This is a genomic window from Lactobacillus helsingborgensis, from assembly GCF_000970855.1.
Lineage (GTDB): Bacteria > Bacillota > Bacilli > Lactobacillales > Lactobacillaceae > Lactobacillus > Lactobacillus helsingborgensis.
Window position 1 is genome coordinate 480,088 of record NZ_KQ034047.1, and the last position, 15,810, is coordinate 495,897.

Below are 15,810 nucleotides of genomic sequence, written 5' to 3' on the forward strand. Positions count from 1 at the left end.
AAATCATCTCTTTAATATTATTGTTTACTAATATAAGCTAAACTAACTAATCAATATAACTAAACTAGTTATAAGCATGATACTCTATCAGTGTAAGCAATTACAAGTAATTATTTTTGATAATGAGGTGTTTTCATGAATATTCTTGAATTAAAAAAGAAGGCTGTTGCACTAAGAAAAAGAACGTGGCAGCTAATCTATAATCACCAAAACGGTCACACCGGTTCTGACTTATCCTGTGCTGATATCTTAGTTGCTTTATACTATGCGGTTATGAACCAAAACGCAGAAAATATTGGTCAAAAAGATGTTGACACGTATATTCAAAGTAAGGGTCATGCTGTTGAAATCTGGTACGAAATTTTAGCTGATAAAGGTTATATAGATCGTGTTGACCTTGAAAAAAGGTACTCTACTTTTAACAGCCCCTATATTGGCCATCCAACTACTGAAGTCAAAGGCATGGAATTTCATACGGGCTCACTGGGTCATGGGCTAGGTTTAGGCGTTGGTGTCGCTCTTGCAGCTAAGATGAAGCAGTCACGCAAACACATTTACGTTTTAATGGGTGACGGTGAACAAGCTGAAGGATCAATTTGGGAAGCCGCAATGGCAGCTGGCAATTATAACTTAGACAATCTCACGGCCATTATTGACCACAATGACCTGCAAATTTCCGGCACTACCGATTCAGTGATGCGCTCAAACCCGCTAAGCACCAAATACCGTGCATTCAACTGGGAAGTTTTGGAAGTTAATGGCAATAATATGGGCGATGTGGTTAATGTTTTAACCAAACCAAATGACACTAATAAGCCACGCCTGATTATTGCTAATACGGTCAAGGGCAAAGGTATTTCAGCAGCCGAAAACAGAGCGGATTGGCACCATAAAATTCCTACTGCAACTGAATACCAAGCAGGACTACAGGAATTAGATGCACAAATGGAGGCGTTAAATAATGAATAAGTTGGATGAAAAATTAACTGCAAATGCAGTCATTGCAAAAACGCTAGACGAGGCAACTACTAGCGATCCAGATTTAATAGTGGTCACATGCGATTCTCGGGGATCGGCAGGACTAGTTCCCTTCACAAACGCACATCCCGACAGAACCATAGAAATGGGCATAGCTGAACAAAATGCCGTAACTGTAGCCGCAGGTATGGCTCATGAAGGTAAGCATCCCTATGTCTTTTCTCCAGCTTCATTTCTGGCAATGCGAGCAATTGAACAGGTCAAAGTTGATGTAGCATTTAACCACAATAACGTTAAACTCATTGGTATTTCTGGCGGTAATTCATACACTTGGCTGGGCAATACCCACCATTCACTTAATGATGTGGCAATTACGCGGGCAATTCCCGACCTCGAAGTCTACCAGCCATGCGATAAATACCAAATCAAAGCACTATTCAATTATCTGCTTAAGTCAGATAAACCTGCTTATGTGCGCATTGGTAAACGTAAACTGGACAATGTTTACCACGAAGATTTCCATTTCACTCCCAGCAAGGCCAAAGTAATTCTCCCCGGTAAAGACGTTTGCTTAATCTCTACTGGCGAGACATTATACTTTGCCCTTCAAGCCGCTAAAGAACTGGCTAAGGACGGCATACAAGCTGCAGTGGTTGATCTTGCTTCAATCAAGCCGCTTGATACCAAAATGATTGCCGCCTTAGCACAAAAATTTAATTATTTAGTAACTATAGAAGAACATGACGTTATTAACGGCATCGGTGCCGCCGTAGCATGTGAAGTGGCACAGTACGGTCATGCCAAACTTAAAATTTTAGGCTTTCCAGACGAACCGGCAATTCAAGGAACACAAGACGAAGTCTTTCATTATTATGGACTTGACACCGCCGGCATCAAGAAGTCTGTCAAAAGTTTTTTGTCTAAATAGAAGCCGGTAATTTATGCCTGAAGAATATATTTTAACAATTGATCAGAGTACGCAGAGTACAAAAGTTCTTCTTATTGATCAAAATAACCAGATTTTTTGGAAAACCAGCTTGCCTCATAAACAAATAGTCAGCAAGAAAGGATGGATTAGTCACGATTTAAGTGAAATCAAGGCCAATTTGAAAAAGCTCTTTGAAGCTGCCCTTATGCAGGTCAAACCAGACCAACTGACAGCCTTAGCAATCACAAATCAACGTGAATCTGCAGCTGCCTGGTCGAAAAAAACAGGTGCGCCCCTTTGTAACACAATAGTTTGGCAGGACAATCGTGCTGAAAAATTGATCAAATCTATCTCTTATCCAAAATTAGCAGAAACAGTCAAAACAAAAACTGGCTTGGCGCTCTCGCCCTACTTTACCGGAGCTAAATGGGACTGGATGCTGCTTCATGAGCCCAAAGTAATTCAAGCCCAGGAAAAAGACGATCTCTGCTTAGGGACTATGGACAGTTGGTTAATTTACCAGTTGACTAATAAAAAGAGTTTTAAAACTGAACCTTCAAATGCCTGCCGGACCCAGTTAATGAATATCCACACGGGAAAATGGGATCAAGAGTTAGGAGCTATTTTTGGTATCGCAATTGAAAGCCTGCCTGAAATCGTTGACTCTAATTCCCACTTTGGTAATACGAATTTATTCGGATTGCTTAACCACTCTATCCCGATCATGAGTGTTCTGGGTGACTCACAAGCTGCGTTATATGCTCATGGCTGTTTTAACGCAGGAGATTTTAAAGTTACCTTTGGGACAGGCTCTTCCGTGATGCTCAATATTGGCAGCAATCTGCCGCGAAGTATTCAAAATAAGCTTAATACTTCGATTGCCTGGTCTTTAAATGGGCAAATTTCCTATGTTCTTGAAGGTAATATTAATTACGCTGGCGCCTGCATTACTTGGCTAAAGGATAACTTAAAGCTGATTAGTTCACCTAAAGAAACCAGTAATTTAGCATTGGCAGCTAATCGCAACGATCACACCTGTTTAATCCCGGCCTTTGCTGGACTAGGCGCACCCTACTGGCAGCCGGATATGAAAGCGGCTTTTGTCGGAATGACGACTATCACTGGTAAAAACGAACTGGTAAAAGCGACCTTAGATTCATTAGTTTACCAAATTAGCGACACCATTAGTGAACTGAAAAAATTATTTCCGCAAATTAACCGGGAACTTAACGTTGATGGCGGGATGATTCAAAATCAATATTTAATGCAATATTTAAGCGATATTACCCAAATGCAAGTTAAACTTGCTGCTGTTTCAGAATTGAGTGCCATAGGAACAGCTATGAATGCTATGAGCCATAATAATAAAATAGCCGCAGTTAAGGTTTATTCACCTAAAATGAAGTTTTCACAAGCACTACTATACCGCAAGGACTGGGAAAATTGGCTTAATATTCTTTCAACAAAGCAAAGCGTATTATAAAAAGAGTGCATTTTTGCTAATTTAATTAAGACAATTACAAATCTTATTATGAAAACGTTAAGATAGTTGGCACACATGCAATGCAATTGTCGTATACTAAAAAGAGATAGGTTCAGTAAATCATTAGTTTAATTAGTAATTCTGAATCAATATTCTTACTCGGAGTTATTTTAACGATGCGCAATGATATCTTTATTTATGTCTATGACGTTATTTTCATACTTCTTTTTATGAGCGTAGTTTGTAACTGCGCCGTTGTTTATAACTTATCAAAAAAGAAGCTCTTTTTACTGTTGAAATGGCTATTTATCTCTTTTATTTTTGAAAGTACTTTTGAAACAGGCTATGAGTTTGTAACTCGCAGCATTATTGCTGTTAGCAGTCGAAAAATAATCTTAAACTACTGGTATTTGCTGGTGGAATTTACCATTACTTTTGGTGAAAATATTATTACTATCTTCTGCCTTAACGAACTAACTAATATGAATAAAAAGTTACCTGTGATCCCAATAGCCAATATTTTGGCGCTAACTTCTTTAATCCTAGAAGTGATTTTTCTTACTACCCTCAATCCAGCCGATTGGTATATCGCAGGTAAAAGCACTAATCAAATCTGCCAGTTCATTATTTTGCTGCTTTTTTGTCTGCCTCGGAAAAAACTGCCCCAGAACCAGCAAATATTTTATATTTGTTCGTTTATCGCGCTGGGATTGTCTTTAATTGAAATTGGTGCCTTTTCAAAATGGCAAAGACTTATCGATGTTAAATTTCCGTTTTACGAAAATCACGTCAACTTAATTGAAGACGGTTATTACTTTATTTTAGCTATTGTTATTTTATTTATTACAAAACACGAACATGAAGAATACACCCACAGGCAAGTGGAAAATTTGGTGCAACAACGGCTTAGTGAATATACTGTGCAAAAATATGAAAACAAAGATTTATCTTTTCAAAAAGCAGAAGTTCACGAATTCTGTGATCATTATGGCTTGACCAAAAGAGAAGTTGATGTCTTACTGTTAGTTTTGCAAGGTGAAAGCAACCAAGCAATCGCAGATAAACTTTATATTACCGTTGGAACTGTTAAGGCTCACGTCCATAATATCTTAAATAAAATGGAAGTTTCCCGCAGAAGCCAACTGATTAATAAATTTTTGAATTACCATTAGATAATCATTTTGCTTTGTAACGCCGCTATAGCGGCTAAATCCAGGTTCATTTTGAAATATGAGCCTGGATTTTTTAATGCCCGTTAAGCTTAAGCTCATAGTCCTTGTAGCCCAAAGATATAGAGAAATATATCTTTAGGTTAATGTGAAAATGGTGTTTTTGCGGATAATGAATTGTAGCGCATGTGTTATTAGTCACATGGGTAAATTTAGTGAAAGAGATGGGAATTATGGAAGCAGATTATGTTTTAACAGGAAAAATTTTTACTGCTGCTCAAAAGCATAAATATGTTGAGGCAGTTGCTGTTAAAGACGGTAAATTTGTTTATGTAGGCTCTAAAGACGGAGCGAAATCTTATATTGGTCCTAAGACCGAATATATTGTTAATAACAACGGACTATTTATCCCGGGAATGACAGATAGCCATATGCACTTTTCATCTGGTGCAACTGAAGGAATGTATAAGATTCAGCTAGCTGGTGGTAAAAGTGTCGATGATTACACGAAGATTATCAAAAAATACGTTGCTGAACATCCAGATCGTGATTATTACATGGGTACCGGCTGGGAAAATGCTATTATTGCCGAAAGACCCGACAAATCATGGATTGATGCTGCATGCAGCGATAAGCCGGTATTATTGCAATCAGTTGACGGACACTCTTACATTGTTAATAGTAAAGCCCTTGAAAATGCCGGTATCGGCAAAGGCTATGTTTCCAAAGAAAAAGGTGAATTCGTTCTTGATCCTAAGACCAAAGAGCCCACTGGCTTAGTTCGCGAATGGGCAATGGGCGATATTTTAAAGACAGTTCCGGATTATACGGTTGAAGAAATTAAAAAAGCCGTTTTATGGCTGCAAGATCGCTTATTATCCATGGGGTTGACTTCAATCTACGAACCAATTTTGCGTGATGAAACTCGGGCACAACAGGCTCTGGAAGAATTGGATATCGAAGGAAAATTAAAGTTAAAGGTCGTATCAGGCTTTCACATTAGACCTGAGCACGATAGTCCCGACAAATTAGACGATTTTGCTGCTATTCGCGATGCTTACCATGGCAAACATTATAAGTGCAACAACCTGAAGTTTGTCGTTGATGGCGTGGTTGAATCAGCCACGGCTTACTTCTTTGACGACTATGTTCATAAACCGGGATACCGGGGTAACTTCAACTGCACACAAGAGCAATTAAACAACATGATGCGGCGGGCCAAAGAGAAGGGCTTCCAAGTTCACTGCCACGTTATTGGAGATGCCGCAATTGATGCAGCTTTGACCGGAATTGAGTATGCACAAGCCAAAAAGCCTAAAAAAGATTGGCGCCCAACTTTAACTCACCTGCAGGTCATTCGTGAAAGTGACATTGCCAGAATGGCTAAAGACAAAGTCATTGCTGCCTGTGATCCAGCTTGGTTCTTCAAGGACCCAATTTACTTTGACGCTTTGGAAGTTAAGTATTTGGGCTTAGAAAGAGCCTCACGTGAATACAAGTTAAAGTCATTTTGGGATCAAGGCGTTCTGGTATCTGCCGCAACTGATTTTCCAGTGACTAATCCTGATCCAATGGAAACCATCGAAGTTGGCGTTACCAGATGTGCCCCCGGCGATAAGAGTGAAAAGACTGTCTTGGACCCAACTGAAAGAGTCAGTGTCGAACAAATGCTCACCAGTTACACGATTAATGGTGCTTTCCAAAACTTCCGTGAAAAAGAAACGGGTTCAATCGAAGTTGGTAAAGCCGCTGATATGGTTCTACTTGATCAAGACTTATTTACAATTAATCCACATGACATCCACAATACTAAGCCAATCTTCACGATGATTGACGGTAAAATGGTTTACTCGAGAGGAAAGAAGTAACATGGCAGAAGAAAAAACTAACCGATTAGCACGCGATTTTACCTTTTTCGCCCTTTTCATGTTTGGTGTACCCTCCATTTTGTTGCAATTATGGACAGGTATTTATCAAATCTTTGATACGGCCATCGCGACAAATTTCAATAGTACGGCTACTCTATCTGCTATCAATATTATTTACCCGGTGCAGGCGGTAATTGAAGCCATATCATTTTTGATTTCCGGCGGTTCTACTGCCGTATTAGGCAAAATGATGGGTGAAAAACGTGATAAAGAAGCCAACCAGCTGTTTACTTTTATGCTTATTAGCTCAGTTTTAATTACTTTGGTTTGGGTAATTATCGTTACTTTAATGGGCAATAATGTCTGGCTCATGCTTGGAGCTGATGCCAAACTGGCTCCTGTATGCGCAACTTATTGGTCAGTACATAAGTACTTTATGATTGTTTATTGTATTCAGCTCGACTTCCAGATGTGGCTATTGGTAGCTGGTAAACCGACTTATTGTATGATTATCACAATTGCCGGTGGTTTGGTCACTTTAGCAGCCGACTTTCTTTACCAGGCTGTTTGGCACATGGGCACAGCCGGTGCAGCACTTGGCTTTAACACTGGTGTAGCTTTCTCAGCCATCTTGTCACTGGTTGCCGTTATTTCTCACAAAAATTCATTGCACTACGCAGCGCCAAAGGCAACTCCTGGAGAAATTTGGGAATGTTTTAAGTTAGGTTTGGCTGACTTTGTCTATAGTGCCGCTACCGCTGTTATGACTGCCGTCTACAATATTCAGGCAATGAAATTTTACGGCGAAAAAGGCGTAGCTGTTGCCGCCATTTACCTCTACGCACAGTTTTTATTCTTAGCACCATTCTTAGGTTATGGCAAAGGCGTTGGTCCTATTTTCAGTTATCTGATTGGTGAAAAGAATTACGTCAAAATTAAAGATATTTTCAAGAAGTACGTCAAAGCCTGCCTCGTTTTATTAATCGTATTCGGAGTTGGCTCATGGTTTATGGCTTATCCGGTGCTGCGCATTTATGTATCACCTAACTCACCAGAATTTATCTTGGGTAAGCAAAAATGGCTGCTCTTTGCGACATGCTTTGTTTTTGTTGGTATAAATATTTGTATTCAGGACATGTTAACAGCATTCAATGATACAATGATGCCTTTAGTTATCTCAATTAGCCGGTCATTAGTAATGCCAATTCTTTGTTTAATTGTCTTACCAATGATCTTTGGCGGTAATGGTATTTGGATCGCTTTAACAGTTGCTGAAGCATTTACTGCAATTATATCCGTCTTCTTCTTATTTAAGGCACGTACGAAATATCATTACATGTAAAAATTATTTGTCCAATTTAAGCTTCAAATAAAAAAGTCGCACATAATGTGCGGCTTTTTTGCTTGGTCTAAAACTTTACTGGCTATTTTTGCTATTCCAAATACATGCGCTGCAGTTGGGCTAGGTCTTCAGCACTAAAACCCAGAACTTTGGTAAAAAAGGTGGGGAACCCGCCCCAACCGCCGCGAACAGTTTCTGTAATACCGCGAATGGCAATACCTTCTCCTTTAGTGACATTCATTTTAGAAACCATTTGGGTAATTTCATCATTACTTGGCAGTTGTCTTGAAACAGCAAAATCATAAAGTTCGTTAGTTAATAAATAATCGCGGGCAATCGTATCATCATCAATACCCAGAGCCATTAAAATCAATGCCGAAACCATACCGGTTCTATCTTTTCCAGCACTACAGTGATAAACTAAAGCTTCATCTGCCGGCAATTCCAGTAGTTCCGCAAAAACGCGTGCAAACATTTCCTGACTATGTGAACTTAATAAAGTTTGCTGGTATATACGCCCAATAAAGTTATTTTGCATATTGGGAATATGATGCAAAAAGCGGTAGACCCGATTATCCTGCCTGTCACTGATGCCGTCAGAATATATTGGTAAATCAACGTATTCCACCTCAGGCCAAGGATTATCAGGCGAGGAAGATTTTTCATATTCAGAGCGCAAATCACAATCGACAGTGACCCGCAACTTAGCTAGTTTAACCTGATCTTTTGCCGTTAGCGAACTAAGCGAATCCGAACGATAAATTTTATTCCATTTAACTGTTTTGCCAGCCGCATTTTGATAGCCGCCAACATCCCGAAAATTCATTGGGCCGTCTAATGCAACTATGCGATCGTGTGCCAATCTTCTTACCTCCCTATGTTTTTATTTGTCATGCGCAAATAGTTGAGTAGCTTTAACTGCTTTCTTCCAGCCATGATAGAGATTTTCTCTTTCACTCTGTGACATTTGCGGAGCAAAGGTTTTACCTACAACAAAAATATCCTTTAATTCCTCAACGTTTTGCCAATAACCAACAGCTAGTCCAGCTAAGAAAGCTGCACCCATTGAGGTTGTTTCCAATACTTGAGCACGTTCTATTTTGATTCCTAAAATATCAGATTGAAATTGCAACAAATAATCGTTATTTGATGCACCACCGTCAACGCGTAAAGCAGGAATTGTAATGCCCGAATCTTCTTGCATCGTGTCAACTACATCACGTGTTTGATAAGCCAGCGATTGCAACGTTGCCTTGATAAAATCGTAGTTGTTTGTTCCCCGTGTGATGCCAAAAACGGCGCCACGTGCTTCCGAATCCCAGTATGGCGCGCCCAAGCCGGTAAATGCCGGAACAACATAAACCTCATTTTCAGACTTTGACTGCTTGGCCGCTTTTTCTGAATCTGCAGCTGTCTTGATCATTTTCATGGAGTCGCGCAGCCACTGGATCGCACTGCCGGAAACAAAAATAGAGCCCTCTAAAGCATAAGAAATTTCACCATTTAGACCATAAGCAATAGTTGTCAACAGATTATTATCCGATTCTGTCGGTTCATTTCCCGTGTTCATCACAATAAATGAACCAGTGCCATAAGTATTCTTTACCATACCCTTCTTCAAGGCCAGCTGACCAAATAAGGCTGCCTGCTGATCCCCAGCAATGCCGGCTATTGGCACTTTGCCCCCGAAAAAAGTATAGGACTTAGTATAACCGTATATTTCAGAATTAGACTTTACTTCCGGTAGCATTGCTTGAGGGATATTGAGCAGCTTTAAGATGTCATCATCCCATTTTAGATCATGAATATTAAAAAGCATGGTTCTGGAAGCATTAGTATAATCGGTCACATGGACTTCGCCATTGGTCAAATTCCATAAGAGCCAACTATCAATGGTGCCAAAAAGCAATTCACCTTTTTCGGCCCTTTCTTGTGCTCCTGCAACATGATCTAAAAGCCAGCGAATTTTGGTTGCACTAAAGTACGGATCAATAATCAGCCCTGTTTTCTGATGGATCAGGTCACTAAAACCGTCATTTTTTAATTTTTCAGCCAACGCGGTAGTTTGACGCGACTGCCAAACAATTGCGTTATAAATAGGCTTGCCGGTTTTCTTATCCCAAATAACTGTGGTTTCACGCTGATTAGTAATACCAATAGCCGCTATCTGCTCTGGTCGCACACCAGAATTAATCATGGCATTAGCAATAGTACTTTGTACTGCATGCCAAATTTCTTCGGCGTTGTGCTCTACCCAACCAGGCTGGGGAAAATACTGGGGGAATTCTTTTTGTGAAGACGCTATTTTTTGACCTTGATGATCAATGATCATTGCTCTGGTTGAAGTAGTCCCTTCATCAATTGCCATAATATATTTTTTTACCATACGTATCCTCTCCAAAAGAAAGCGATTTAAGTTAATTTTACTACCCAGCAGTGCTTTTACAAGAAATAATTATAACATTATAGTTATTTTAAGTTATACTGGTTACATAGAGCTTTTATTAAAATGAGGATACATAATAATGAGAAAAGAAATTATTGCTTTAACAATTGCCGGCAACGATAGCGATGGCAGCGCTGGTATGACTGCTGACCTACATTCATTTTATGCCCGCCAAGTATATGGTATGGGCCTTTTAACAGCTGCTGTAGCTGGAAACACTACTGGAATTTATGCTCAAGAAGTCATGCCTATTTCTTTTATTCAAAAGCAATTTGACGTTTTAAATGATGATTTTAAAATTAGTGCGCTTAAAACCGGTATGCTGGCTAACAAGGAAGTCATTGCCTGTGTTGCTGCTAATCTGCGCAAATACGATATGGGTAAAATCGTGCTTGATCCGGTGATAATGACCAAACATGGTGACACCCTGCTTGATGACGATGCCTATAATGCCTTTCTTGAGGAGTTAATGCCGCTTGCCGACATTATCACACCTAACTTTTACGAGCAGCAAAAACTGACTGGTTTAAATTTGGATAGCAAGGATGAAATTTATGCAGGCGCTAAAAAGCTGCACAATATGGGTGCCAAAAATGTATTGATGAAAGGCCGCCACGACAACTCCAGCCAGTCGCAAGTAACTGACATACTACTTACGGCAGACGGCAAATTCCATGAATTTTCCAAGCCTTTTATCAACACAGACAGAATTAACGGCACCGGTGATACCCTCTCTGCCGTGATTGCTGCTGAACTAGCCAAGGGGCAGACCATTATTGACAGTGTTCAAACTGCTAAGGACTTCACGTACGAAGCTATTGCTCATCCCATTGAAGTTGGCTCAAAATATGGACCAATCAATCATTTTGCAGCGCAGCAAAATCTTAAATAACTATTCTTTGCCCACTTCTAGCTATTAAGATATACTTTAAACAAGATAATAGAGGTTGGTGCATGATGACGAATAAAACAATCAAAGTTGCATACTTATACGAAGACCTGATGAATACTTATGGTGATTCAGGCGATGTTAAAATTATTAGTTTTTTACTTAAAAAGCAAAACTATCAAACGCAAGTTGATAACATTTCTCTTGGCGCCAAGTTTAATGCTTTTGACTATGACTTTATCTTTTTTGGCGGCGGACAAGATTTTGAACAGACAGTTGTTGCCAAAGATTTACCGCGTCATAAGGAAACATTAACCAAGTATATTAATGAAGGCAAACCTATGTTAGGTGTCTGTGGCGGCTATCAGCTCGTAGGCACTTATTACAAAACTAATGCTGGCGTCACAATTAAAGGGTTAGATATTCTACCATTTCATACTGTCTTTAAAGCAGATAAGCGCATGATTGGCGATACCCGCTACATGAGTGAATGGGGCGAAGTCAAGGCCTTTGAAAATCATTCCGGGCAAACTTATTTTGATGACAAAGACAAGCTGCATCCTCTTGGCGAAATGATTGAAGGCTATGGCAACAATCCCCAAGACCACGTTGAAGGTTTGCGTTACCGCAATTTTATTGGAACATATTCTCATGGCCCAATATTAAAAAACTTAAATGTTGCGAATGCCATAGTCAAAATGATTTTAGAATGGCATAATGAGCGGGTAAATGCCCAATAACAAATAGCTATCCGCAAACTATTTAAAATCAAATATTTAATGTGTGAGTATTGGACTTGTATAGGCCAATACTTTTATTATGTATTTAGAATGCGGATTATTTTTTAACTAACTTAATTTTTATATTTAAATCATGAATGTAATAACAATTTTATTATTCTAACAGTTTTAAAAGAGGTCATAAAAGTGGCAACAGTTAAAGATGTGGCAACATTAGCTGGTGTATCAATTGGCTCGGTTTCAAATTATCTCAACGGTAAACAGCAAAAGAAAGTCACAGCTCAACGCATAAAACAGGCTATGAAAGAATTAGATTACCATCAAAATATTATAGCCAGCGGTTTAAAGAAAAATAAAACCATGTCAATCGGAATTGTCATTAATCAATTAACCGATTATTTTTCCATGTCAATCGTTTCTGCGATTGAAACTTATGTAGAACAATTTGGCTACAGCATCATTGTCTGTGATTATCACGATGATAAAAAACGCCTTGAGCAAAAAATTGATTTTTTAATTAACAGGTCAATAGATGCCCTAGTCGTTTTCCACCAAGATAAAGTGACGCCGATGCTCAATAAGATTAGCAAAACGAACATCCCCATTGTCGCAATTGACGCCCCGATTAAAGGGCTTAAATCAGATGCGGTAGTAGTTAATAATTATGAATCTTCTAAAACCGGTATTAATTATCTAATTAAAAAGGGTTACCGCAATATCGGCATCATTACAGGTTCGGTGGATAATTATATTACCCAAAAAAGGCAGCAAGGCTATGAAGACGCCTTATTGCAAAATAATATACCCCTGCGTAAAAAGTACATTTGGTCTGGCGATTATACCATCAAATCTGGTTATGACGGATTTAATTATCTCAGCAATCAAAATAAAGATTTAGATGCAGTATTTGTTATTAATTATTATATGTCTTTAGGTGCGATCAAAGCTTATTACCAAAAAGGATGTAATAAAAAAATCAAATTTTTGATTTATGATCACTTTTTTATTAATGATATTTTTTATCCCGGTATCAGCTCAATTGAACAACCTCTAGATCAAATTGGCAATACTGCTGGCAGGCTATTAATTAACAGATTGACTAAGTCAAACCAAACTAATTATCAAACAATCTATTGCAATAATATTTTTCACAAAATGTAGGAAGCGCTTGCGGCAAGCTGAATATGGTAATATAATTTATCTATAATTTGAAATGTTTCATTTTGATCTAAATATTAATTTATTAGTTCATCATTTATTAGTTTTTAACAAATTTGAAACGATTCATTATAAGGAGGAAAATTATGAAGATATTACTAGCATGTGGTGGTGGTATGAGTTCATCCCTGTTAGCAACCGCATTACAAAATGAAGCAGCTAAACATGGGCAAAATTGGACAGTTCATGAAACCAGCATTGATAAGGTGCCTGACGACTTGAATGAAGAAGATTATCAATTTATTCTTCTAGCCCCTCAAGTTTCCTTTAAGAAAAAAGATTTCGAAGAAGAAGCTGCTAAGAAAAATACCAAATTTATTCTTATTCCAATGACCATGTACACGCCAGCAAAAATCAACCAGTTGTACGAATTAGTTAACCAGGAGGCTGAAAAATGAGTTATGATACCATTTCCGCAAAGATGGGGCAAATTGCCAACAACCGCTATCTAACTGCTATTAGAGACGGAATGTCGGTAATTATCCCAGTTTCAATTATCGGCTCCTTCTTTACTATCCTGTTAAACTTGCCAATTGCTTCATGGAATAATTTTATTAAGCCTTATGCAGCCATGCTATCGGTGCCAATGTATTATTCCATTAACCTAATGGCTATTTACTGTGTTTTTTCAATCACATCTCATTTGTCAAAATATTACAAAGTTGATCCAATATCAACCAGCGTTTTAGCTGAAATGTCTTTTTTCATTTTAGCTATTGAACCTATGGTTTTAAACAAGCCTAAAGCTGGTTTGGCAGCAGGTACCTATGTTTCTATCGGCAACATGGGCGCTCAAGGTTTGTTTACTGCTATACTTTGTGCTATTTTTGCTACTGAAATAGTGCGGTTCTTTAACCAGCACAACTTAGTTATTAAGATGCCTAATGGTGTTCCGGCAGCTGTCGGAAAATCTTTCAGTGCCTTGATACCAGGTGTTTTAATCATTGTCGTTTCGTTTATTCTGAAAGAAATATTCAAATTAGATATCAATAAGATTTTGACTTGGGTCTTCTCCCCAATTGGATACTTTGGTCGTGACACTTTCCTATCAGCTATTATCCCAGTCTTACTGATTACAATTGTTTGGCTGTTCGGCGTTCACGGTATGGTTATCGCAACCCCTATTCTTTACCCATACTGGTATGCCAACCTTAATGCTAATGTAACAGCAATTGCCCATGGTCAAGCTCCTGTACACTTTATGACCGAGCAATTCTTCCAATGGTTTGTCTGGATTGGTGGTGCAGGCGCTACCCTGTCATTATCTATACTCCTACTTTTCTTTAGTAAATCAAAATTCAGTAAAGCAATGGGTACAGTAACAATTCTTCCTGCTATTTTTAACATTAATGAACCGTTAATTTTTGGTATTCCAATCATCATGAACCCGTATTTTGCAATCCCATTTGTCTTAGCCCCTACTGCAATGGCGGCCGTAACCTATGGCGCAATGAAATTGCACCTAGTGGCATACACTAGAGCTGTAGTTGCTTGGACGCTTCCTGGACCTATTGGTGCCTGGATGTCTACCGGCTTTGACTGGCGCGCAATAGTTTTGTGCATAATCAATATCTTGATTTCGCTTGCCATATACTATCCATTCTTCAAAATGTTTGACAACAATCAATTAAAATTAGAAAAGGAAGGCAATAATGAAGGGGATATCAGTCTATCCGAACAAAAGTAGTGTCGCTGATTGCATTAACTATATTGATAAAGCGGCTGATTTAGGCTTTAGCAGACTTTTTACCAGTCTGTTAGAGCTGACAGAAGATCAGTCAAAAACTCTTAATAAATTTAAAACGGTATTAACCCACGCCCGAGCAAGAAAAATGTGGGTTAGCTTAGACGTTAATCCTGCTTTATTTGCCAGTTTGCATGTCAGTTATAATGACCTTTCTTTTTTTAAAGAATTAGGAGCTGATATTGTACGCCTAGATTCCAGCTTTGACGGACTGCCTGAATCAGTCATGACCTACAATCCCGAAGGACTAACCATTGAAGTCAACATCAGTAATGACACCAAGAACTTGGAAAACATCCTTAGTTATAGTCCCATAAAAGACAAAATTATTGGTTGCCACAACTTTTATCCCCAGCGCTACACTGGCTTAGACACAGAATACTTTTTGAACACAACCAAAAAATATCATGACCTCGGGTTAAGGACAGCAGCTTTTATTTCTTCTAATTCTGGTAAAATTGGGCCACATCCATACAATGCCGGTCTCCCTACTTTAGAAATTCACCGCGGAATTCCAATTGAAAAGCAGGCGCAATATTTGATTAATACTCAACTGATCGACGATATTTTAATTGGTAACGCATTTGCCAGCGATGAAGAATTACAAAAGGTAGCAAAGTTAAGCTCGAATATTCCTCAATTTTTTATCGACTTCGTTCCTACAGCCACTGAACTTGAAAGAGAAATAGTGCTTAAAAATCTACACTTTAATCGTGGGGACATTAACAGCTATGCTATTCGTTCTACTTTTGTTAAATTAAAATACAATAAGCAAAACATTCCTGTGAATAACCCTGTAGCTACCCTAAAAAGGGGAATGATTACAATCGGTAATAATGATTTCAAGCAATATAAGGGTGAATTGAATATCGTTAAACAGAACATGGATAATCATGATCATTTAAAAAATGTTGTTGCTCAGATAGTCCCTAGTGATTTGCAATATATCGACTTTATCAAGCCCTGGGACAAATTTAAATTTATTGAGCTTGCTAGTTATTAAAG

General features: G+C 38.5%; 14 protein-coding genes. 12 read left to right on the forward strand and 2 right to left on the reverse strand.

What is annotated here, in order from left to right:
- Positions 1 to 135 precede the first annotated feature (135 nt).
- The 6 genes from JF73_RS08035 to JF73_RS08060 all read left to right on the forward strand — a co-directional run bounded on the left by JF73_RS08035 (position 136) and on the right by JF73_RS08060 (position 7,768).
- Positions 136 to 969 carry a transketolase gene (locus JF73_RS08035; protein ID WP_046327748.1) on the forward strand — a complete coding sequence of 278 codons (834 nt, stop codon included), beginning with the start codon at positions 136 to 138 and terminating at the stop codon, positions 967 to 969.
- Positions 962 to 1,906 (forward strand): transketolase family protein, encoded by a 945-nt coding sequence (locus JF73_RS08040; protein ID WP_046327749.1) that lies wholly within the window; start codon positions 962 to 964, stop codon positions 1,904 to 1,906. Before JF73_RS08035 ends, JF73_RS08040 begins: the two co-directional genes overlap by 8 nt.
- A 13-nt stretch (positions 1,907 to 1,919) precedes the next feature.
- Entirely contained in the window at positions 1,920 to 3,389 is a 1,470-nt protein-coding gene (locus JF73_RS08045) for an FGGY-family carbohydrate kinase (RefSeq protein ID WP_046327750.1), read from the forward strand.
- A gap of 176 nt (positions 3,390 to 3,565) precedes the next feature.
- Entirely contained in the window at positions 3,566 to 4,561 is a 996-nt protein-coding gene (locus JF73_RS08050; RefSeq protein WP_046327751.1) for a response regulator transcription factor, read from the forward strand.
- Between the two features lie 230 nt (positions 4,562 to 4,791).
- Entirely contained in the window at positions 4,792 to 6,426 is a 1,635-nt protein-coding gene (locus tag JF73_RS08055) for an amidohydrolase (protein WP_052727790.1), read from the forward strand.
- 1 nt (position 6,427) lies between these two features.
- Entirely contained in the window at positions 6,428 to 7,768 is a 1,341-nt protein-coding gene (locus JF73_RS08060; protein WP_046327753.1) for an MATE family efflux transporter, read from the forward strand.
- A 91-nt stretch (positions 7,769 to 7,859) separates the two neighbouring features.
- Here the strand turns inward: JF73_RS08060 and JF73_RS08065 are convergent, their stop codons facing one another.
- A complete protein-coding gene (locus JF73_RS08065) occupies positions 7,860 to 8,630 on the reverse strand; it encodes a tyrosine-protein phosphatase (protein ID WP_038524568.1) in 771 nt (256 codons plus the stop codon).
- Positions 8,631 to 8,651: 21 nt separating this feature from the next.
- Positions 8,652 to 10,154 carry a glycerol kinase GlpK gene (gene glpK, locus JF73_RS08070; RefSeq protein ID WP_046327754.1) on the reverse strand — a complete coding sequence of 501 codons (1,503 nt, stop codon included), beginning with the start codon at positions 10,152 to 10,154 and terminating at the stop codon, positions 8,652 to 8,654.
- Between the two features lie 139 nt (positions 10,155 to 10,293).
- Between glpK and thiD the strand changes: the two genes are divergently transcribed.
- The 6 genes from thiD (at position 10,294) to JF73_RS08100 (ending at position 15,808) form a co-directional block, all read left to right on the forward strand.
- The gene (gene thiD, locus JF73_RS08075) at positions 10,294 to 11,106 is read left to right on the forward strand and encodes a bifunctional hydroxymethylpyrimidine kinase/phosphomethylpyrimidine kinase (protein ID WP_370530323.1); all 813 of its coding nucleotides are present in this window, start codon (positions 10,294 to 10,296) and stop codon (positions 11,104 to 11,106) included.
- A 65-nt stretch (positions 11,107 to 11,171) separates the two neighbouring features.
- A complete protein-coding gene (locus JF73_RS08080) occupies positions 11,172 to 11,843 on the forward strand; it encodes a type 1 glutamine amidotransferase (RefSeq protein WP_046327867.1) in 672 nt (223 codons plus the stop codon).
- A 186-nt stretch (positions 11,844 to 12,029) separates the two neighbouring features.
- Positions 12,030 to 13,004, forward strand: coding sequence for a LacI family DNA-binding transcriptional regulator (locus tag JF73_RS08085; RefSeq protein ID WP_046327756.1), 975 nt, complete (start codon positions 12,030 to 12,032; stop codon positions 13,002 to 13,004).
- Between the two features lie 143 nt (positions 13,005 to 13,147).
- Positions 13,148 to 13,459, forward strand: coding sequence for a PTS sugar transporter subunit IIB (locus JF73_RS08090; RefSeq protein WP_046327757.1), 312 nt, complete (start codon positions 13,148 to 13,150; stop codon positions 13,457 to 13,459).
- Positions 13,456 to 14,748 (forward strand): PTS sugar transporter subunit IIC, encoded by a 1,293-nt coding sequence (locus JF73_RS08095; protein ID WP_046327758.1) that lies wholly within the window; start codon positions 13,456 to 13,458, stop codon positions 14,746 to 14,748. Before JF73_RS08090 ends, JF73_RS08095 begins: the two co-directional genes overlap by 4 nt.
- Complete coding sequence (locus JF73_RS08100) at positions 14,714 to 15,808, forward strand: DUF871 domain-containing protein (protein ID WP_046327759.1); 1,095 nt, start codon at positions 14,714 to 14,716, stop codon at positions 15,806 to 15,808. The genes JF73_RS08095 and JF73_RS08100 overlap by 35 nt, the downstream gene beginning before the upstream one ends.
- The last annotated feature ends 2 nt before the right edge of the window (positions 15,809 to 15,810 follow it).